This window comes from Streptomyces sp. AM 2-1-1 (assembly GCF_029167645.1).
Taxonomy (GTDB): Bacteria; Actinomycetota; Actinomycetes; order Streptomycetales; family Streptomycetaceae; genus Streptomyces.
This window is the reverse complement of the sequence record NZ_CP119147.1, coordinates 1598244-1617598: the sequence shown is the minus strand read 5'-3', so window position 1 is coordinate 1617598 and position 19355 is coordinate 1598244. Positions and strand designations below refer to the sequence as shown.

General features: G+C 70.2%; 17 protein-coding genes. 6 read left to right on the top strand and 11 right to left on the bottom strand.

Translation table 11 applies throughout. The features are described 5' to 3' along the window. The first annotated feature begins 141 nt into the window (after positions 1-141). Positions 142-1230, top strand: coding sequence for a LacI family DNA-binding transcriptional regulator (locus PZB77_RS06800; RefSeq protein ID WP_275491669.1), 1089 nt, complete (start codon positions 142-144; stop codon positions 1228-1230). Between the two features lie 103 nt (positions 1231-1333). Here PZB77_RS06800 and PZB77_RS06795 read toward each other — a convergent pair whose 3' ends face one another. Both PZB77_RS06795 and PZB77_RS06790 read right to left on the bottom strand, forming a co-directional pair. Then, on the bottom strand, positions 1334-2014 hold the full coding sequence (locus tag PZB77_RS06795) for a TrkA family potassium uptake protein (protein ID WP_275491668.1): 681 nt from the start codon (positions 2012-2014) through the stop codon (positions 1334-1336). Then, complete coding sequence (locus PZB77_RS06790) at positions 2014-2682, bottom strand: TrkA family potassium uptake protein (RefSeq protein WP_275491667.1); 669 nt, start codon at positions 2680-2682, stop codon at positions 2014-2016. Before PZB77_RS06790 ends, PZB77_RS06795 begins: the two co-directional genes overlap by 1 nt. A gap of 478 nt (positions 2683-3160) precedes the next feature. On the opposite strand from PZB77_RS06790, the gene PZB77_RS06785 reads away from it, so the two are divergent. From PZB77_RS06785 to PZB77_RS06770, 4 genes are all read left to right on the top strand, one after another. Then, complete coding sequence (locus PZB77_RS06785) at positions 3161-5209, top strand: APC family permease (RefSeq protein ID WP_275491666.1); 2049 nt, start codon at positions 3161-3163, stop codon at positions 5207-5209. Between the two features lie 200 nt (positions 5210-5409). Then, positions 5410-6738 (top strand): class I SAM-dependent RNA methyltransferase, encoded by a 1329-nt coding sequence (locus tag PZB77_RS06780; RefSeq protein WP_275491665.1) that lies wholly within the window; start codon positions 5410-5412, stop codon positions 6736-6738. A 336-nt stretch (positions 6739-7074) separates the two neighbouring features. Further along, entirely contained in the window at positions 7075-7269 is a 195-nt protein-coding gene (locus PZB77_RS06775) for a ribbon-helix-helix protein, CopG family (protein WP_275491664.1), read from the top strand. Beyond that, the gene (locus PZB77_RS06770; protein ID WP_275491663.1) at positions 7266-7658 is read left to right on the top strand and encodes a type II toxin-antitoxin system death-on-curing family toxin; all 393 of its coding nucleotides are present in this window, start codon (positions 7266-7268) and stop codon (positions 7656-7658) included. Before PZB77_RS06775 ends, PZB77_RS06770 begins: the two co-directional genes overlap by 4 nt. A gap of 1343 nt (positions 7659-9001) precedes the next feature. Here the strand turns inward: PZB77_RS06770 and PZB77_RS06765 are convergent. From PZB77_RS06765 to PZB77_RS06735, 7 genes are all read right to left on the bottom strand, one after another. After that, entirely contained in the window at positions 9002-10060 is a 1059-nt protein-coding gene (locus PZB77_RS06765) for a medium chain dehydrogenase/reductase family protein (protein ID WP_275491662.1), read from the bottom strand. Then, entirely contained in the window at positions 9978-10856 is an 879-nt protein-coding gene (locus PZB77_RS06760; protein WP_275491661.1) for a TIM barrel protein, read from the bottom strand. Before PZB77_RS06760 ends, PZB77_RS06765 begins: the two co-directional genes overlap by 83 nt. Beyond that, entirely contained in the window at positions 10853-11626 is a 774-nt protein-coding gene (locus PZB77_RS06755; protein WP_275491660.1) for an SDR family NAD(P)-dependent oxidoreductase, read from the bottom strand. The genes PZB77_RS06760 and PZB77_RS06755 overlap by 4 nt, the downstream gene beginning before the upstream one ends. Continuing rightward, the gene (locus PZB77_RS06750) at positions 11623-12750 is read right to left on the bottom strand and encodes an alcohol dehydrogenase catalytic domain-containing protein (RefSeq protein ID WP_275491659.1); all 1128 of its coding nucleotides are present in this window, start codon (positions 12748-12750) and stop codon (positions 11623-11625) included. Before PZB77_RS06750 ends, PZB77_RS06755 begins: the two co-directional genes overlap by 4 nt. Further along, on the bottom strand, positions 12747-13784 hold the full coding sequence (locus tag PZB77_RS06745; RefSeq protein ID WP_275491658.1) for an ROK family protein: 1038 nt from the start codon (positions 13782-13784) through the stop codon (positions 12747-12749). Before PZB77_RS06745 ends, PZB77_RS06750 begins: the two co-directional genes overlap by 4 nt. Further along, on the bottom strand, positions 13781-14998 hold the full coding sequence (locus PZB77_RS06740) for a sedoheptulose 7-phosphate cyclase (RefSeq protein WP_275491657.1): 1218 nt from the start codon (positions 14996-14998) through the stop codon (positions 13781-13783). Before PZB77_RS06740 ends, PZB77_RS06745 begins: the two co-directional genes overlap by 4 nt. Positions 14999-15287: 289 nt before the next feature. After that, the gene (locus PZB77_RS06735) at positions 15288-15746 is read right to left on the bottom strand and encodes a MarR family transcriptional regulator (protein WP_275491656.1); all 459 of its coding nucleotides are present in this window, start codon (positions 15744-15746) and stop codon (positions 15288-15290) included. Between the two features lie 165 nt (positions 15747-15911). On the opposite strand from PZB77_RS06735, the gene PZB77_RS06730 reads away from it, so the two are divergent. Beyond that, positions 15912-17141 carry an MFS transporter gene (locus tag PZB77_RS06730; RefSeq protein ID WP_275491655.1) on the top strand — a complete coding sequence of 410 codons (1230 nt, stop codon included), beginning with the start codon at positions 15912-15914 and terminating at the stop codon, positions 17139-17141. A 473-nt stretch (positions 17142-17614) separates the two neighbouring features. On the opposite strand, the gene PZB77_RS06725 is transcribed toward PZB77_RS06730, so the two are convergent. Both PZB77_RS06725 and PZB77_RS06720 read right to left on the bottom strand, forming a co-directional pair. Continuing rightward, positions 17615-18568, bottom strand: coding sequence for an NAD(P)-dependent oxidoreductase (locus tag PZB77_RS06725; protein ID WP_275491654.1), 954 nt, complete (start codon positions 18566-18568; stop codon positions 17615-17617). Beyond that, the gene (locus tag PZB77_RS06720; RefSeq protein WP_275491653.1) at positions 18565-19200 is read right to left on the bottom strand and encodes a ScbR family autoregulator-binding transcription factor; all 636 of its coding nucleotides are present in this window, start codon (positions 19198-19200) and stop codon (positions 18565-18567) included. The genes PZB77_RS06725 and PZB77_RS06720 overlap by 4 nt, the downstream gene beginning before the upstream one ends. Between the last annotated feature and the right edge of the window lie 155 nt (positions 19201-19355).

Genomic DNA, 19355 nt, shown 5'->3' with positions numbered 1-19355 from the left:
GGTGGTGCGGGGGTGGACATACCGGCTCACAGATGCCTCCTGAGGGCTGAGCAATGGCTGAGCGGGGTGGTCTGCCGGTAGTTTTACATCGTTGATTGCAACGTGGCAATGCCGTGTTCGCCGGTGTGCCACGATGTGGGGGTGAGCAGCAGCCTGAAGGACGTGGCCCTCCGCGCGGGGGTCTCCGCACGCACGGTGTCGAACGTGGTCAACGGCTCCGCGCCGGTCGCGGAGCAGACCCGCCTGCGGGTGCAGGAGGCGATCGACGAGCTGGGGTACCGGCCCAACCTCGCCGCCCGCAGCCTGCGGGCCGGCCGCACCGGCATCATCGGCCTCGCCATCCCGGAGCTGCACTCGCCCTACTTCTCCGAGCTCGCCGGGCTCCTGGTGGACGAGGCCCGGCGCCGGTCGTGGACCGTGATCATCGATCAGACCCTCGGGGACGCCGAGGCGGAGCGGCGCCTGCTGACCGGGGACGGGGGCCGCGTGATGGACGGGCTCGTCATCAGCCCCTGGGCGCTGAGGGCCCAGGACCTGACCGCCACCGCCCGCGCTCTGCCGGTCGTCCTGCTCGGCGAGCGGAGCCCGGAAGGGCTCGCGGACCGGGTGGCGGTGGACAACGTCGCCGCGGCCGACGAGGCCACCACCCATCTGCTGGAACGCGGTCGCCGCCGCATCGCCGCCATCGGCCTCCAGCCGCACCTGGAGAACGGCACCGCGGACCAGCGCACCGCCGGGTACCGCCGGGCGCTGCGGAGAGCCGGCATCGAACCCCGCCCCGGGTGGGAACGCCCCGTGACCTCGCTGCACCGCGCCGACGGGGCCCGCGCCATGGCGGACCTGCTCGACGCCGGGGGCGGCGACGGCAGGGGCGAAGACGGCGACGGCAGCGGCGGGGGCGAAGGTGGCAGTGGCGGAGGCGGTGGCCCCGTCCCCGACGCGGTCTTCGCGTTCAGCGACGAACTCGCCCTGGGCGCGCTGCACACGGCCCGCGCGCGGGGGGTACGGGTGCCGGAGGACCTGGCGATCGTCGGATTCGACGACATCGAGGACGGCCGGTTCAGCTTCCCGGGCCTCACCACCGTCTCGCCCGACAAGCACCAGATCGCGGCGCGGGCCCTGCAGTGCCTGGCCGACCGCATCTACAGCCCCCGCAACGAGCTCCCCGCCCACGACCTGACGGTCCCGCACCGACTGATCGTCCGGGGGAGCACGAACCCCGGGGCGTGAGCTCCCGCTCACCGCGGAAACGGCGGAGGGGGCCGGGCCCCCGTGCGTACGCACGGGGGCCCGGCCCCCTCCGCCGTCACGGCTGCCGCGGGCGCGGCGCCCCTCACTCGTCGGCCGATACCCCCCGGCGTACCGACAGCAGGTCTTCCAACTGCTCCTCGCGTGCCTGCGCGGCCACGAACAGCAACTCGTCGCCGGCCTCCAGCGTCTCCTCGGAGCTCGGGGTCAGTACCCGGGTACCGCGGATGATGGTCACCAGAGAGGTGTCCTCGGGCCACTCCACCTCGCCCACCTGCGTACCGGCCAGAGCCGACTCCGGGGGCAGGGTCAGCTCGACCAGGTTGGCGTCGCCGTGGCTGAAGCGCAGCAGCCGGACCAGGTCGCCGACGCTCACCGCCTCCTCCACCAGCGCGGACATCAGCCGCGGCGTGGAGACCGCGACGTCGACGCCCCACGACTCGTTGAAGAGCCACTCGTTCTTCGGGTTGTTGACGCGGGCCACGACCCTCGGCACGCCGTACTCGGTCTTCGCGAGCAGCGAGACGACCAGATTGACCTTGTCGTCACCGGTCGCCGCGATCACCACGTTGCAGCGCTGGAGCGCCGCCTCGTCGAGCGAGGTGATCTCGCAGGCGTCCGCGAGCAGCCACTCGGCCATCGGGACCCGCTCCACCGAGATGGCGGTGGGGGCCTTGTCGACGAGCAGGACCTCGTGCCCGTTCTCCAGCAGCTCGGCCGCGATGGAACGGCCCACCGCGCCGGCGCCGGCAATCGCCACGCGCATCAGTGACCGCCTTCCTCGGGGCCCTCGGCGAAGGCCGCCTCGACCTTCGCGACCTCGTCCGTACGCATCATCACGTGGACCAGGTCACCCTCCTGCAGGACCGTCTGGGACGACGGCAGGATCGCTTCGCCCAGTCGGGTGAGGAAGGCCACGCGCACCCCCGTCTCATCCTGAAGCGTGCTGATCTTGTGCCCGATCCACGCCGGAGTGGTGTGCACCTCGGCGAGCTGGACGCCACCGCTGGGGTCGCGCCACAGCGGCTCGGCGCCGGACGGCAGCAGCCGCCGCAGCATCTGGTCCGCGGTCCAGCGGACCGTGGCCACGGTGGGGATGCCGAGGCGCTGGTAGACCTCCGCACGGCGCGGGTCGTAGATGCGGGCCGCGACGTTCTCGATGCCGAACATCTCGCGGGCCACCCGGGCGGCGATGATGTTCGAGTTGTCGCCGCTGCTGACGGCGGCGAACGCGCCCGCTTCCTCGATACCCGCCTCACGGAGGGTGTCCTGGTCGAAGCCGACCCCGGTGACACGACGGCCACCGAACCCGGACCCGAGGCGTCGGAACGCCGTGGGGTCCTGGTCGATCACGGCGACCGTGTGCCCCTGCTGTTCCAGGGTCTGCGCGAGAGCGGCTCCGACTCGCCCGCAGCCCATGATGACGATATGCACCCTGTGCCTACCTCGCAGTCCTGGTCGTCCGGCTGACCTGCGAAAACACCGTGCTCACAACTCTCTCTCGGCTTGCCGGGCAAAGAAACGGGGCAACCACGTCCGTCGTTGCCCGGGGATGAGCTTATGCGGCATCCCCCAGCCCGCCTCACCCGAGTGTGCGTTCGGCCGGGCGCCCCGGCAAAGGCGGAGCCAGGACGGTGCAAGAGGAGTGAAAGCCGCGGCAAAGCCGGAGTAAAAGGAGCGGGGGAGAAGGAGCGGAGCGGCTCGGGCGGGCGCGTACGCCGCCATGACGCACCGAGTCGGCGCCCGCCCGTGACTCCCAGCGTTGTCCCGGCCGCGCGGCGTGACTCCGATCGGGGGAAGCGCAAGGATTGCGTTAAGGATTCCGGCGACTTCTCCGCTGATCGCAGGAGATTGGGGTGCCACGTGCGGGCGGGGGGCACCGGCCGTTCGGGCAACGCTTACGATCCTGTGCGTGTCCAAACTGACCGACGTGCCCAAGCGGATCCTGATCGGACGGGCCCTGCGCAGCGACAAGCTGGGGGAAACGCTCCTCCCCAAGCGCATCGCCCTCCCCGTCTTCGCGTCCGACCCGCTGTCCTCGGTGGCGTACGCCCCGGGAGAAGTTCTCCTGGTGCTCTCCATCGCGGGCGTGTCGGCCTACCACTTCAGCCCGTGGATCGCGGTCGCCGTCGTGGTCCTCATGTTCACGGTCGTCGCCTCGTACCGGCAGAACGTCCACGCCTACCCGAGCGGCGGCGGTGACTACGAGGTCGCCACCACCAACCTCGGCCCCAAGGCCGGACTCACCGTCGCCAGCGCGCTGCTCGTCGACTACGTCCTCACCGTCGCCGTGTCGATCGCCTCCGGTGTGGAGAACCTCGGTTCCGCGATCCCCTTCGTCATCGAGCACAAGACGCTCTGCGCGATCGTCGCGATCGTGCTGCTGACCCTGATGAACCTGCGCGGGGTGAAGGAGTCGGGGAAGCTCTTCGCCATCCCGACGTACCTCTTCGTCGTGGGCGTCTTCATCATGATCGCCTGGGGCGCCTTCCGGTCGCTGGTCCTCGGTGACTCCATGCACGCGCCGACCTCCGACTTCACCATCAAGCCGGAGCAGGGCGGCCTCGCCGGTTTCGCCCTCGTCTTCCTGCTGCTGCGCGCCTTCTCCTCCGGCTGCGCCGCGCTCACCGGTGTCGAGGCGATCAGCAACGGCGTGCCCGCCTTCCGCAAGCCCAAGAGCAAGAACGCCGCGACCACGCTCGCGATGATGGGGCTGCTGGCCGTCACCATGTTCTGCGGCATCATCGCGCTGGCCATGGTCACCGACGTCAAGATGGCCGAGAACCCGGCGAAGGACCTGTTCCACAACGGCTCCTCGGTCGGCTCCGGCTTCGTCCAGGACCCGGTGATCTCACAGGTCGCCGCAGCGGTCTTCGGGGACGGCTCGTTCCTCTTCATCGTCCTCGCGGCGGCCACCGCCCTGGTGCTCTTCCTCGCGGCCAACACCGCGTACAACGGCTTCCCGCTGCTCGGCTCGATCCTCGCCCAGGACCGTTACCTGCCGCGCCAGCTGCACACCCGCGGCGACCGCCTCGCCTTCTCCAACGGCATCGTGCTGCTGGCCGGGGCGGCCATCCTGCTGGTCTGGGTCTACGGCGCCGACTCCACCCGCCTGATCCAGCTCTACATCGTCGGCGTCTTCGTGTCGTTCACCCTGAGCCAGACGGGCATGGTCCGGCACTGGAACCGCCACCTGCGCAGCGAGACGGACCCGGCCAAGCGCCGCCACATGATCCGCTCCCGCGCCATCAACACCTTCGGCGCGTTCTTCACCGGCCTGGTGCTGGTCGTCGTCCTCGCCACCAAGTTCACCCACGGCGCCTGGGTCGCCCTCCTCGGCATGGTCATCTTCTACGGAACGATGACCGCGATCCGCAAGCACTACGACCGCGTCGCCCGCGAGATCGCCGCCGACGAGACCCCCTCCGACGAGACCGTCCGGCCCTCGCGCGTCCACGCCATCGTGCTGGTCTCCAAGCTCCACCGCCCCACCCTGCGCGCCCTCGCCTACGCCAAGCTGATCCGCACGGACCACCTGGAGGCGCTCTCCATCAGCGTCGACGCCCAGGAGACGAAGGCGTTGCGCGAGGACTGGGAGCGACGCGGCATCAACGTCCCGCTCAAGATCCTCGACTCGCCTTACCGCGAGGTGACCCGCCCGGTCATCGAGTACGTCAAGGGGCTGCGCCGGGAGAGCCCGCGCGACGTGGTGAGCGTGTACATCCCCGAGTACGTCGTCGGGCACTGGTACGAGCACCTGCTGCACAACCAGAGCGCGCTCCGGCTGAAGGGGCGTCTCCTCTTCACCCCGGGGGTCATGGTCACCTCCGTGCCGTACCAGCTGGAGTCCTCCGAGGTCGCCAAGAAGCGGGCCCGCAGGCGCGCCGAGTGGACCGCCCCCGGCTCCGTCCGTCGCGGACCGGTCGAGCGCCGGCCGAAGGAGCACGCGAAGAAGCCGTGACGCCGCGACGCGGGCGGGCTTCCCGCGCGCGCGTCGCCCTCCTGCCCTTCGGTGGTGAACGGCCGGACGGCACCCACGTAGACTGGTGGGCTGTTGTCCGGCCGCCTGCGTCGGACCGCCGTACGGCTCAGGCCGCGGGAACACCGTCCGCGGCCGCCGGCCCCCCTGTTCGTCCTCCCCGATCCCTGGAGCCTCCCCTCATGCAGAACGAATCCACGTTGTCGCTGGTCGGGGAGGAGTACGAGGTCGAGGTCGGCCCCGTCGCGCACGGAGGCCACTGCATCGCCCGTACCGACGGGGGCCGGGTCCTCTTCGTACGCCACACGCTCCCCGGCGAGAAGATCATCGCCCGGGTCACCGACGGCGACACCGACTCCCGCTTCCTGCGCGCCGACGCCGTCACCGTCATCGAGCCGTCCAAGGACCGCGTGCCGGCTCCGTGCCCGTACGCCGGTCCCGGCATGTGCGGCGGCTGCGACTGGCAGCACGCCAAGCCGGGCGCCCAGCGCCGGCTCAAGGGCGAGGTCATCGCCGAGCAGCTCCAGCGCCTCGCGGGCCTCACCCCGGAAGAGGCCGGCTGGGACGGCACCGTCATGCCCGCCGAAGGCGACAAGCTCCCCGCCGGCGAGGTGCCCGCCTGGCGCACCCGCGTCCAGTACGCCGTCGACGACGAGGGCCGCGCGGGCCTGCGCAAGCACCGCTCCCACGACGTGCAGCCGATCGACCACTGCATGATCGCCGCCCCCGGGGTGAGCGAACTCGGCATCGAGCAGCGCACCTGGCCCACGCTGGCCGGCGTCGAGGCAATCTCCGCCACCGGCTCCCACGACCGCCAGGTCATCCTCACCCCGAAGCCCGGCGGCCGACTGCCCCTGGTCGAGCTCGACAAGCCGGTCTCCGTGCTGCGCGTCGAAGAGCACGACGGCGGCGTCCACCGCGTCCACGGCCGCGCCTTCGTCCGCGAGGTGGCCGACGACCGCACCTACCGCGTCGGCTCCGGCGGCTTCTGGCAGGTCCACCCGCAGGCCGCCACCACCCTGGTCCGCGCCGTCATGCAGGGCCTGCTGCCCCGCAAGAGCGACACGGCCCTCGACCTCTACTGCGGCGTCGGCCTCTTCGCCGGTGCCATCGGCCAGCGCATCGGCGAGAAGGGCGCGGTCCTCGGCATCGAGTCCGGCAAGCGCGCCGTCGAGGACGCCCGACACAACCTGAAGGACCTCGACCGGGTCCGCATCGAGCACGGCAAAGTCGACCAGGTCCTGCCCCGCACCGGCATCACCGAGTGCGACCTCATCGTCCTCGACCCGCCCCGCGCCGGCGCCGGCAAGCAGGTCGTCAAGCACCTCTCGGGCCTGGGCGCCCGCAAGATCGCCTACGTCGCCTGCGACCCGGCGGCGCTCGCCCGGGACATCGCGTACTTCCGGGAGGGCGGGTACAAGGTGCGCACCCTGCGGGCGTTCGACCTGTTCCCGATGACGCACCACGTGGAGTGCGTGGCGATTTTGGAGCCTGCCACAAAGGGCGCCTGACCTGCGCTCTTGTGGTCCGGTTGGACAGCGACGCGCTTGAGTGGGCGACGCCTTCAGGGTCTCATCCGAGATTCTTGACGCTCGAAGAGCGGAAGTCCCCACCTCACGGACCTCTCCGGCTGGGGCTGTGCGGACCGGACCGTCGGCACGGAGTCAAGGAATCCGGTACGAGCGTCCCTCCGCACCCCCAGCGGCGCCGCGAACTGCCGTCCCGCCGCACGCTTCTGCAGCCGAGCGCGTGGCCCGTCCGGGCCCCAGGACGTGGCGCTGTGGTTCGAGGTCTCGAGTGGCTGGTATCACCTCGCCACCGTGATACCAGCCCGGTATCATCGCTGTATGGCGATGACACTCCGACTCCCCGACGATCTCGACGCGAAGCTCACCGAGCGTGCTCGTCGAGAGGGCCGAAGCAAGCAGGAGCTCGCTGTCGAGGCCATCCGCGACGCCCAGGACCGGGCCGAGCTGAAGGTCGACGATGTCCTGGCCGAGATCATGGACAGTGACGCGGAGATCCTGGATTACTTGAAGTGACCGAAGTGCGCTACATCCAGATCGACGAAATCCTGGCCATCGCTCGCACGGTGAACGGTACCGAGCACAGCGTGCGTGACATGGGACTTTTGGTGTCAGCTATCGAACGGCCCCGCACCAACGTGTTCGGAGCCGAGCTGTATCCCACCCTGCACGAGAAGGCGGCGGCACTTCTGCACTCCGTTGCCCGCAATCACGCGCTGATTGACGGCAACAAACGCACGGCCTGGCTTGCCATGCGTGTCTTTCTGCGGTTCAACGGCGTCAGCCCCAGTACTGCCCCGCCGCCGGTCTCAATTGCCGGCCCGTTCGTCGAGGAAGTCGCGCAGGACAACGTCGATGTGCCGGTCATCGCAAAGCGCCTGTCGACCTGGTTCCCAGTGCCCTGACGTGCGATGTCGTGACGTCCCGGGGTGGAACGAGGTTCCGTGTGCGGTGCTGGCTTCTGGCGCTCCGCCGGGGGCCGGCCCCGTCCGGTGGGGCGTTCGTTGTCCGGCTTGATGTCGCGGTGCCAGACGCTCTCGCCCTCCAGGAAGTCGACGGCGCCGAACAGGTAGTCGCCGTACGCCTCCAGCTGGTCCATCTGGAGCCGGCCCCGTTCGCGGAGCTGGCGGGCGACTTCACTGCTCTGCGATGCCCGAGACGCTGCCCGAGGACGCGCACGGCGGCGCTGTCCCGCGAAGCACGCCTTGCCGGCTCGCCGAGCTGCTGTCAGGCCCGCGGGCGAAGAGCGGATCATCCGCTGTCCAGTTGGCTGCCCGTTGCGGAGCTGGTGACCTGTACCGGTCGGGCGTACGCCAGGGGCGCCGATCATCGCGCAGCCATCGGCCACGGATACCGGATTTTCGGCTGCGACATCGAAAGCCTGGCGTATCCGCCGGTGAAGACCGGCGGATACGGGGGAGCCGAGGGCGATCGCATTCGCCAGGAGTCGCGTGTGCAGCTCTGGCCTGTCCGCCCGCCACGCGGCCGGCTTCTGCGGTGGCGGGACGGAGGCCGCTGGGGCAACTGGTCGTGGCGGCTCGGCCTGGCCCGAGTGGGCGGGACAGGCTGTCGACCGTCACGCTCGTTTGACGCTCTGGGTGCACTCAGGCTGCGCGGCGAGCCGAAAAAACTGCTCTGACCTGGTCTTTTCGGTCACCAGCCCAGGCCGACACTTTCCGATGACGCACCACGTGGAGTGTGTGGCGATCCTGGAACCCCTCGCACAGGCTTCCTGACCTGCGGGTTTGGGTGGTGTGCGTTATGTGCGTCGTGGGAGTTGCGGCGATATCTCGACGCTCGTTCCGAGGGAGTGTCAGGGGAATTGGCTCTCTCCTCCAGCGATCACTGCACGGCGCCACCACTGATTACGGGACAGAGCCGGTTCACGGACACCGCCCAGCACACCCTGGGTCACCCTGCAGCCCCTGGCGTGCGTAGGTCGTCGGTTCGAATCCGGCAGGGGGCTCGGGCACGTCCGAGGACCACCCACCGTGACGTGGGGCTCCATCTGATTCCCAACCTTTATCCTGTCGCGCCGCCGCCAGCCAGCGGCTTTGCCGGGTGGTGAGGGTTGGCCGCCGGGTGGCCGGACGTCTTCGGAGGTCGTCGTACGAGGGAGTGCAGGCCGACCGGGCTGCGCCGCGCAGGTGAACGGCGGGAGCGGTTCCGCTCGTGCGGGACGACCGATTTCTCCGGCCGCCCCCACAGCCGCCCCACCCTCGATCGCCGGGCCACCCGGCCCGGTCGGTCAGATCCTGATCAGCACCTTCCCCGGGTGGTCCGTCGCTCCTGCGGCGATGTCCATGATGAGTTCGGGGAACTCATGGAGGCCGATGGACCGCGAGGCGAGCCGTTCCAGGGGAAACGCTTCCGGGTGCTCGGCACGCAGACGGAATCCGTCCTCGTAGTCCTCCTTGAAGCAGCCGTAGGCACCCGTCAGGTGGAACCTCTTGGTCCCGTACGACACGGGCTCGATCAGTTCCTGCCTGCGGATCGTGTCGATGTCCGCCTGGCCGGCGGGGAAGATGTCGCCCTTGCGTGTGCCGCCGTAGACGAGGAGGTGTCCTCCGTCGGCCGTGATGCCGGCCGCGGTTTCGAGGATCTGCGTCGTGGCGATGGTGGGCGCGACGACGACGACATCGAACTCGTCGCGGAAGGAGTCGGCGTCCGCCAGCGCGTGTGTCTCGTGCGCAGCGAGTATTTCCTGCTCGCGGGCGAAGGAACGACGCTGCTCGCCGCGGTTGAACACCGTGACCTGGGCACCCAGGTGCCGGGCGTACATGGCGAACATGAGGCCCGCGCACCCGGCGCCGACGATGCCCGTCCGCTTTCCCCGCAACGATGCGGGGCCGGCGAGTTCGAGCAGCTTCTTGACCGCGTGCACGATGCAGGCGAACGGTTCCGGCATCCAAGCGCCCTGCCCCATGCCCGCCGCGGGCACGCGCACCACGGCCTGCTCCAACTGTTCCTCGCTGCCGTGGACGAAGACGTACTCGGCGAATCCCGTGGTGCGGGTCGGCGTGATGTTGGGGTTGAAGGTGACTGTCTCGCCGTCCCGGAACCTGGTGCGTGAACCGGCGTAGCAGACGGTGCCGACGAGTTCATGGCCGAACAGCGGTCCCCGGTCCTGCGGGACGTCGCGGGAGCCACGGATCTCCTTGGCGTCCGCCCGGCAGATGCCGAGGTACTCGGTCTTGATCACGACGGTGTCCTCGCGCAGCGCGTCATACGGGAAAACGCGTTTGCTGAGACTCACCGTGCCGTCCAGGAGCGTGGTCGAGGTGTACGCGGACGGAAGATTCTGCAACGTGACTCCAAGGAGCGTGCCGAAGGGTACGTGTGATGTCTGCCGTGAGACGGCTCAGGTCGCCGTCGCGGTAATCGTTTTCTAGGACCAGCGCGTACGGTGTGCTCCCTGCTCCGTGCAGGGCGGTGAGTGCCTCCCACACGCGGCCGTCTCCTTCACCCAGCGGTTCCCGGGCGACGACGCCGTCCGTGCCGTCCTTGAGATGGATCTGGGGCGCGATCCAGGCATGGGTCGCCTCGATGAGCTCCACCACGTCGACGCCGTGTGCGCGAGGGTTGTACGTATCCAGGAGCAGCCTGAAGTTCGGCTCCGCAACCTCCTCCACGAGGGCCAGCGCCCGGCGCGGCGCCAGGGAGTTCTCGTTCGCCAGGAGCAGTCCCCGGGCCGCTGCTTCCTTCGCGGCCCAGCTGAGCCGGGCGGCCGTCCGCCGCAGATCCCCCACCTCGCGTATCTCACTGCGCCGGAAGCTGGGGACGAACGCCAGCGGGGCGTCGAGGGCCGCGGCCGCGTCGAGTACCCGCGTCAGGACGCCGCGGACGGGCCCTTCCGCGGGAGTGTGCAGGCCGATGTCGTTCAGGGTGTTGCCCGCCACGGCGAGTGGCCGTACACCGAGCCGGGCGCAGGTGTCCCGTACGCGGTCGAGGACGCCCGGCGCGTCGAGCCACGGCCCGCGGCCCGGCCCTCCGAGATCGAGCTGGAGGCCGTCGGCCCCCACGTCGTGTGCGAGGGTGGCCGCGTCGAAGTGGTCCCCGGGAAGCCGCCAGTCGACCAGCCCCACGAGGGGAGCGCGGCTCATGACACCGCGCGGCTCTGCGACACCGGCAGCCGCTCGCCGACCGGGGACCACGTCCCTCCGCCGTCGACCACGAGGTGCGCCCCGTGGAGCCCGGCACCCGCGGTAAGGGCCAGTTCCCGGGCCAGCGGTGCGAAGCTCGCGGGTTCCATGTAGGCGCTGTAGTCGAATCCGTCGGGGCGCCGGCGCCGTATGCCGGGCGTGTCGACCATCGCGGCGGGCAGTGCCTGGATGATGCGTACGGCCTCGGTGCCGGGCCCCCGGGCGCCTTCCTCCTGCGTGACCGAGTCGAGCAGGGCCGATGCCGCCGCTTTCGACGCGGCGTAACCCGAACGTCCGGGTCCCGCGTTGTAGACGACCTCGGAGGAGATGCCGAGGAACACACCGGGGTCGCCCGGACGGCTCAGTGCGGGCAGCGTCCGGGACAGCGTCGTCCACAGACCGTGCAGATTGACTTCGATCTGACGGCGCCACTCCGACTCACCGCAGTCCCGGAAGTGGGCTCGGCGGTCGCCGTAGTGGACGGCCGAGAAGCACACGCCGTGCAGCGGGCGTTCGGTGACGAGCGCCAGGTTCTCGGCGAACCGCGCACCGTCGGTGAGGTCGGTGGGCAGCCACCGCAGCCGGTCGGCGCCCTCTCCCGCCGGTACGGAGCGGCTGAGCACGGTGACGTCGAGTCCGGACCGGGCCCAGGCGTCCGCGACGCCGCGGCCGATGCCGGTGGACCCCCCGACCACCAGCGCGCGGCGCCGGTTTCCGTTCTGGTCTGTCATGCCGACTCCCGTGAGTGCGGCGGTGCCTGTGCGAAGCGCACCGCGAGTTTGATGAGGCGTGCGCCGTCGACGGTGCGTCCGGGACCGGTCGCGAGACGGCTCATGATCGCGGCGGCTTCCAGCGGTCCCACGACGTGGGTCACCACGTCGCGGTACAGGGCGGGGGAGTCGCTCAACTCGGCTGCGGCTCGCAGGAGATGGGAGTTCGCCACCCCGCGGTGGCCGGTCAGCCGGACTCTGTGCCCCTCTGCGGTACGCACCGTGGTGAACACGGCCGGTACCGGCTGCCCCGCGCAGTTGGCGGCCCGTACGGCTGCCAGGTCCACGCCGGGCAGCAGCGTGCTGGCGGCGCCGGGCGGCAGACCGCCGAACAGGTCGACGGTCAGGTCCTCGCCGCCGATCCGCAACGCCGCCTCCAGCGCCTGGAGCGTGCCGGTGCGGGGCGTGGCGAGCAGGACCGCCACCGGCCCTTCCGCGCGTGACACCTCGCCCAGCGTCAGCTCGACGCCCGGCAGGGGGCGCTGGGCGCTCCACTCGAGGCCCTCACGGGTGTGGTGCACGAGGACGACACGGACGTCGTCACCGAGCCCGCGCCGGGCGGCGCGCACGGCGAGCTGTCCGATGGTCCCGTCGCCGTACACGACGAGCGTGCGCGGGGCCGCGGTGGCGAGCAGACCGAGGGCGTACCCGACGGCAGCCAGCGGTTCCGCGAGCGCGCCGAGGACCGGGTCCAGCTCTCTTTCGAGCGGAACGACCAATCCGTCCCGTACCGCGGTCGCGGGGATGAGTGTGCGTTCCTGGAGCAGTCCGTCGACGTTGTGTCCGAGCAGGAACGACGGGTCGGAGCCGTGCGTCGGGTTGATGACGACCGATGTGCCCGGTGCCAACGCGTCCGGTACCCCGGCCCCGGCGGCCACCACCCGGCAGACGCCTTCGTGGCCGATGACCGGGGCGGGGTCGTCGCGGAGGCCGCGCAGCATCTGCACGTCCGTGCCGCACAGACCCGCGGTGGGCGTGGTCACCAGCAGTTCTCCCGGCGCGGGCCGTTGGGTGGGCCGGGCGCGCAGCCTGACCCGTCCGGCTTCCCGGACGAGAGCCAGATGACTCGTCTCCGGTCCGCTCATGCCACCGCTCCGGTGTACGCCGCGATCCCCGCGCCCACCAGGGCGTCGGCTTCGCCGGGTCCGGTGACGGTGACGCGCCGCTCCAGCCACGCGGGGTCACGCTCACTGGTCATGTACAGACCGTCCCGGTCGAAGTGCCTCATCAGGGCGTCGCGGTAGTGCTGTCCGAGTCCGTGGACCACACCGCCCGTCAGCACCGCCTCGTCTATCTCCGGGTCGAGGCAGAGCGCGGTGCGCAGCACGGCCGCGACCGGCGAAGTCGCCGCGTCGAGCAAGTCACCGGCCAGGACGTCCCGTTCGTCGAGGGCGCGCCGCAGGGCCGGCTCGAACGCGGTGCCGTCGGCGGTCAGCGTGCCGAGCAGTGACGCGTTCCACCCGGCCGGTTCCCGCTCCTTGAGGATCTGAGCCATCCGCGCGATGCCGGGTCCCGAGGAGTAGGCCGCCAGATGCCCCACCTCCCCGCAGTCGCAGGGCAGCTTCACCGCGCGGCCGGCCAGTTCGGTGACCGCCGGCAGGTGGCCGATCTCGCCCTGCAGCCCACAGCCGTCCACCGGGATGCGGTCCCGGCCCTGTCGCCGGTCGACGGTGCGGCAGGCGATGCCGGTGCTGATGGTGGCCAGCAGAACCTTGCGGTGCCGTGCGCGGCCGGGGTCGGCAGCCGCGTGCAGCAGCGCGGCCGTGACGTCGTTGACGACGTGCCAGGTGACGTCGGGCCGTCGGGCCGACAGCGCGGCCTTGAAGTCGAACGGCTCGCTGTGGTCACCCCACAGCGGCGCGGACGCGTAGACGACTCCGGAGCGGTGGTCGAGGGCGGCGCCGAACGAGACGCCGACGACGGGGTCGGGCGTCTCCGCGACGGCGTCGCACAGCTCATGGACCATCATCCGCTGAAGCTCCGCGACGCTCGCCCCCGGATGGCGGCGGAAGCCGGGGGACGGGCGCGAGGTGCGCCCCCGCAGTTCCCCCTCCCTCAGCCACCAAGCCTGACGTATGTGCGTTCCGCCCACGTCGAAGACAGTGATGGCAGGGCTCACGCCGACGCACCGACCAGGTCGGCGTCGGTGCCGGCCTTCCACGATTCGATGAACTCCAGAGCCCCGCCCAGCTCTTCGCCGGTGAGGTCGTTGGCGAAGACGACGGAGCCGATGCCCTCGGTCAGCGGAACCCGCTGGAGCCCGTCGCGGTGCTTGACCGCGTCGGCGAGCGCCTCTTCGAGGAGCTCGCGCGTGAAGACCGGGTGGGACACGGGGAGCTCGAAACCTTGGAGCAGCTTGAGGACGCGGTCGGCGTCACTCCGCGACAGGTGTCCGCGCAGGTGGGCGACGGCCACGCAGATCGCCATGTCGACGGCGACCGCCTCGCCGTGCAGGAGCGGAGGGTCGGCCCGGAGTTCGAGGGAAGGGCTGAAGGTGTGCCCGTAGTCGACGGACCGTTCGAGCACCTGCTCCCACAGGTTGGGCTCCAGTTCGTCGAGCATGCCCGAGATCGCCCGGGACAGGACCTCGCTGACCGCCGAGCCGCACACGGCCAGGGACTCGGGGGTGATGGTGCCGACCGCCGTTTCGAGCAGATCGAAGAGCGCGGCGTCCTTGACCAGCGCCATCTTTATTATCTCCGCGAGACCGTTGGCGACGTGGCGCGGCTCGATGGTGCGCAGGAAGTTCGGGTCGATCAGAGCGAGTTCGGGGGCGAAGTAGGCGCCGAGCCGGTTCTTGTGGTGTCCGTAGTTGATTCCGGTCTTGACGCCGATCCCGGCGTCGATCTGCCCGACCAGCGTGGTGGGGATCCGTACGTAGGGGATGCCCCGGCGGTACATGCTGGCGGCGAAGCCCACGATGTCCAGGACGACGCCTCCGCCGATGGCGATGACCTTCTCGGCGCGGCGCAGGATGCCCATGGACGACATGGCCTCGGTGACGCGGACGGCCTGGTCCAGGTACTTGGCGTCCTCGTCTCCCTGGACGACCTGCCAGTACGGCTCGATCTGCCAGTGGGCGAAATACTCCGTGAACCGGTCCCGGTAGAGGGTGTCGACGACGGCGTCGATGGCCAGCAGGCAGCGCTGCGGGGTCCCGAGGCCGCCGCCGCAGGCACGGGCGAGCGCGGGGTTGTCCAGATCGAGGAGCCCGCGGACCATCCTGACGCTGTAGTCGACGGGCTGATGCGCGCGGACGTTCCAGTGCAGGCCGGGCGGCTTGGGCAGATCGACGGGCAGCTTCATGTCGGTGGACACGGTGGCAGTGGTCATGGCAGGACCTCCAGGGAAGCTTCTGAGTCGCCGAGAGCAAGCAGGGGACATCACCGCACCGCCGGTCACCCCGTTCGTGGGGTGTGGCCGGTGCGGCACGTACAGGAGCCATTGCGAGGGCTGCGGGAGGTTTTGGGCGGATCCGGCCACCCCGCATCCCGACGAGACCGGACACTATTCCGTCGAACGCATGAACCGCAACGTGATGCGCGCCACTTTGAATGCATGTGAATGCATGTAATTGCTCAAGAAGCCCTGGTGGTACAGGCGGGGCCGGGCCGAGTCGGGATCAGCCGAGCGGGGTGGCCGGCGCGTAGCGCAGGCGAGCCACCAGGGAAGCCGTGGGGTCGTTGAGTGCCGCCGCGTCGAGAACCTCGGCGAGCGTCCTGCGCAGGGTCTGCTCGGCCTCGCCCGCCAGGCGCCGGCCCGCCACGGTGATCTGCACGTCCACCCCGCGCTTGTCGTCGGGGGCGCTGCGACGGGTGACCCACCCGGCGTCCTCCAGCCGGGCGGCCATGCGGCTCACCACCGATTGGTTGACGCCCAGGCTCCGGATCAGTTCGGACATCCGGAGAGTGCCGTCACGCCGCTCCGCCAGGGGGAGCAGCAGGAGCAGCTCGTTCACGGAGACGCCATGACATCGGGTCAGCCGTTTCCCCGCGGTCGCATTGGCCTGCTCCATCAAGAGGGTGAGCTGTCGCCAGAGCGCGACCTCGTCCCGTCCGGCTCCCGGTACCCAAGTCTCCATCGACGTGGCCCTCCAGTGGTTTTTTGGACATGCAGCGCGTTCCGTCGCCGCTTCCTCCAGCCTAACTCCTTGCGGAGTTGACCAGGCAGCCTCGTTCGGTCATCATCTACATGCATTCATATGCATTGATAAAAAGCCAGCTTTCTACGAAAGGATCGGGTCATCATGCCGTTGCCTCTCCTGGCCCTGATGCTCGGGGTCTTCTGCGTGGGCACCGCGGAGGTCGTCATCGCCGGGATCCTGCCCGAGATGTCAGCCGACCTGAACGTGTCCATCCCGACAGTCGGCATGCTGGTCACCGGCTACGCGCTGGGGGTGACCATCGGCGGCCCGATCATCACCCTGCTCACCACCAAGGTCTCCCGGAAGGTTCTCCTGCTGACCCTCATGGGGGTGTTCATCGTGGGCAACGTCATCGCCGCGCTGGCCCCCAACTACGGCACGCTGATGGGCGCGCGCGTCTTCACCTCGCTCAGCCACGGCACCTTCGCCGCGGTGGCCTGGCACGTGGCCGCGCTCATGTCCCCGCCGGACAAGCAGGCAACCGCCATGGCCAAGATCGCCCTCGGCTTCAACTTCGCCAATGTCCTCGGCGCTCCCATCGGCACGGTCATCGGCCAGCAGTTCGGCTGGCGGGCGACCTTCGTCTACGTCACGCTCTTCGCCGTCCTGTGCGGCCTGCTGATCCAGAAGTTCGTGCCCAGGGTGCTCGCCCACGAGAGTCAGGAGGCGACCGGGGAAGAACTCTCGCTCCGGGAGCAGATGAAGGTGTTCCGCAGCGGGAGCCTCCAGCTCTCCATGCTGATCACCGTCCTGGCCCAGGGAGCGGTGTTCACGACCTCGACGTATCTGGCTCCGCTGCTGCGCGACGTCAGCCACTTCGCGGCTCCCATGGTGGGAGTACTGCTCATCGTCTTCGGCATCGGTTCGGTCCTGGGCAACATCCTGGGTGGAAAGGCCGCCGACAAGAACGTGATGCGCGGGGTTCTGGGCGCGCAGGCCGCGCTGCTCGGCGCACTGGTGATCTTCTGGTTCGCCGCCCCCTTCCAGATCCCGGCGGCCGCCGCGCTGTTCGTGTTCGGCGCCGCGGGATTCTCCATCATCCCGGCGCTGCAGGCCCGGATCCTGGCCGTGGCCGCAGCTGCCCCCGCCCTCGCGCTTTCGGCCAACGTGTCCGCCTTCAACCTCGGCAACGGGTTCGGAGCCTGGCTCGGAGGCAGTACCATCGACCTCGGCTTCGGAGTGCGTGACGTCACCCTCACCGCCGCGCTCGCCACCTCCGTCGCGCTGGTTCTCTCGCTGGCCATGTGGGCGCGCGGCCGACGCGACGTCCCGGCTCCGGCCCCGCTGGAAGAGACCTCCCACGAGGCGGTGCTCGCCCCGAAGGCGCCCTGACCGCAGTGCCCCCGCCATCTGCCGCCGCCCGGGATTCTCGTGCGTGCCCGACCCGACCGGCTGTGTCGTGGCCGTCTTCCGTGCGGGCACGGCCGAACCCGTGCTCAGCGGCACGCCGCTCGAACTCTCCGCCGGCCCCGCGACGAGCCTCTCGACCGCGGGCCGCCTCGTAACCGTCCCCCCCGTCCCCACGGCGGGCGGTGGGCCGCTGGTCGCCTTGCCGACCAGGCGCGTCGAGCGTCACCCACGGACGACCGGCCTGCTGATCCACTCCGTGGCCGGCCCCGACGGCGCGGCACCCGCGCTCCACTACGCAGCATTGGCCGGGAGCCGCCTCCTCGCACGGTGCCGGAGGAGAAGACGGGCAGCGAGGTCGCCGCCACCCGGCCCGGCACGAACCCGGCCACCGTGCCGGGCGCCCCACCGGTGGCCGGGGCACGCTCCAGCCCTCGACCGGGTTCCCGTCCTCGTCCTCAACCGTTCCGGCCGGCGAGGTACGCGCGGTACCAGGGCGCCGCGGACGTGAGGCGCTCCAGCGGACCGGGGCCCGCATCAAGCCCGGCCAGCCGCCAGATCGTGTCACTGCGCTGCCAGTTGTCGCCGCACAGGAGGGCGAACTGGCGCTCGCCCACCCGGCCCGGCGAGCGCCGCAGATGGTCCAGGCACTGCTGCCAGGTCCAGTCCGCCGTAGCGAGCGGCAGGATGCCGAGGCGATCGAGTTCCGCCATCAGATCCCGGTTGCGTACCGGCACGGGGTGGCTGGCGTGATGGACTCCTGCGGGCGGCTCGTCCCGCAGCGTCGCCATCCGCGCGATGAGCCGTGCCAGGTCGTCGGCGTCCACCATCGACGTGAGCCCCTTGCCGCCGTTCCAGCGGGCGGGCACCCGCTCCACCAGGTCGGCGAGGGCCGGCACGACCCAGCGGTCGCCGTGACCGGTGACGAGCCCGGGCCGCAGGACCGTGCCTCCCGCCTCCGTGACGACACGCTCCGCCCGCAGCCGCGTACGGCTGGCCGGGGACACCGGTGCGGGGGGTACCTCGTCCACGGTGATTCCGCGATGCGGCCCGTGGCCGTACACAGCGGCAGTGGAGAGCTGGACGATCCGCCGTACGCCACCCCTTCTCGCCTCCTCGACGAGGGCGGCCGTGCCGTCGGCGTTCACCGCCGCGCACTCGGGCTCGGTCCCGGCGATCCTCGACGCCAGATGGAGCACGACGTCCGCGCCCTCGCACAGACCCTCCAGTGTCCCGGGCCGCGTCAGATCGCCCTGGAACCAGTGGAGTCGGGCCTGGTCGAACCCTTCGGGAGGGCGGCCCCGGACGACGGCGCGGACCCCGGACGCGGGGTTCTGGTCCAGTACACGGCGCAGGACCTTGGAACCGATGAACCCGCTCGCCCCCGTCAGCACGATCTGCGGAGAGGTCATCCGCCGTCCTGAGCGGCGGCCACCGGGACCATAAGGCGGGCCATGACCTCGGCGGGAGCGAGGGCAGGAAGCAGACAGCACCACAAGTCGCAGATGCGACGGGGCAGATCGAGCCTCTTGGTGGCGAGCTGTGACATGATCTGCGTCCCCGTGTACGCCGCCACCAGCACGGAGGCGAACGCGGCTTCGTCGACCGACGGGAGCAACTGACCCTTCGACCGGGCGGCGAACAGCTCCTCCTGGAACCGTTCGGCCCACCAGGCGTAGATTTCGTACTCCTGGAGGTCCACCTCGTTCTGCTCCACGGCGAGCCGTACCCCCGCGCGCAGCAGCGTGTTGTGCTGCAGTTCCACAGCCAGGTAGGTGGTCGTGTTGATCAGGCGCTGGAGCCCGGCCTCGCCCTGGGGGAACTCCAAGTCCGCTGCCTGCTCGTGGATCACGGCGCGGGCGAGTCCTTCCTTGGACTTGAAGTGGAAGTACACGGCGCCGGTGGTGAGCCCGGCTCGGTCGATGATCTTGACGAGGCTCGCGCGGGTGTAACCCACCTCCGCGAACACGTCCGCCGCAGCTCTGAGGAGTATCTCCCGTGTGCGCGCCGCCCTCGGCTGCAAGGGTCGTGAACTCCGGTCCACCTGCGTACATCCTTTCCGTAAAACAAAGATAATGATCTTTATGTTATATGTATCGTGGATCACGATGCCGGTGCCTACCGCGCCGGAAGGATGCACCAGGGAAGAACGCCTTGTCGCCACTTGAGCATGTCCGTGAAGGAGGAGTCGGTGATTCG

Coding starts and splice junctions, on each gene's coding strand:
- PZB77_RS06795 (WP_275491668.1), bottom strand. CDS start 2,014: ATGCGCGTGGCGATTGCCGGCGCCGGCGCGGTGGGCCGTTCCATCGCG.
- PZB77_RS06780 (WP_275491665.1), top strand. CDS start 5,410: ATGCAGAACGAATCCACGTTGTCGCTGGTCGGGGAGGAGTACGAGGTC.
- PZB77_RS06775 (WP_275491664.1), top strand. CDS start 7,075: ATGGCGATGACACTCCGACTCCCCGACGATCTCGACGCGAAGCTCACC.
- PZB77_RS06760 (WP_275491661.1), bottom strand. CDS start 10,856: ATGAGCCGCGCTCCCCTCGTGGGGCTGGTCGACTGGCGGCTTCCCGGG.
- PZB77_RS06755 (WP_275491660.1), bottom strand. CDS start 11,626: ATGACAGACCAGAACGGAAACCGGCGCCGCGCGCTGGTGGTCGGGGGG.
- PZB77_RS06750 (WP_275491659.1), bottom strand. CDS start 12,750: ATGAGCGGACCGGAGACGAGTCATCTGGCTCTCGTCCGGGAAGCCGGA.
- PZB77_RS06740 (WP_275491657.1), bottom strand. CDS start 14,998: ATGACCACTGCCACCGTGTCCACCGACATGAAGCTGCCCGTCGATCTG.
- PZB77_RS06735 (WP_275491656.1), bottom strand. CDS start 15,746: ATGGAGACTTGGGTACCGGGAGCCGGACGGGACGAGGTCGCGCTCTGG.
- PZB77_RS06730 (WP_275491655.1), top strand. CDS start 15,912: ATGCCGTTGCCTCTCCTGGCCCTGATGCTCGGGGTCTTCTGCGTGGGC.
- PZB77_RS06725 (WP_275491654.1), bottom strand. CDS start 18,568: ATGACCTCTCCGCAGATCGTGCTGACGGGGGCGAGCGGGTTCATCGGT.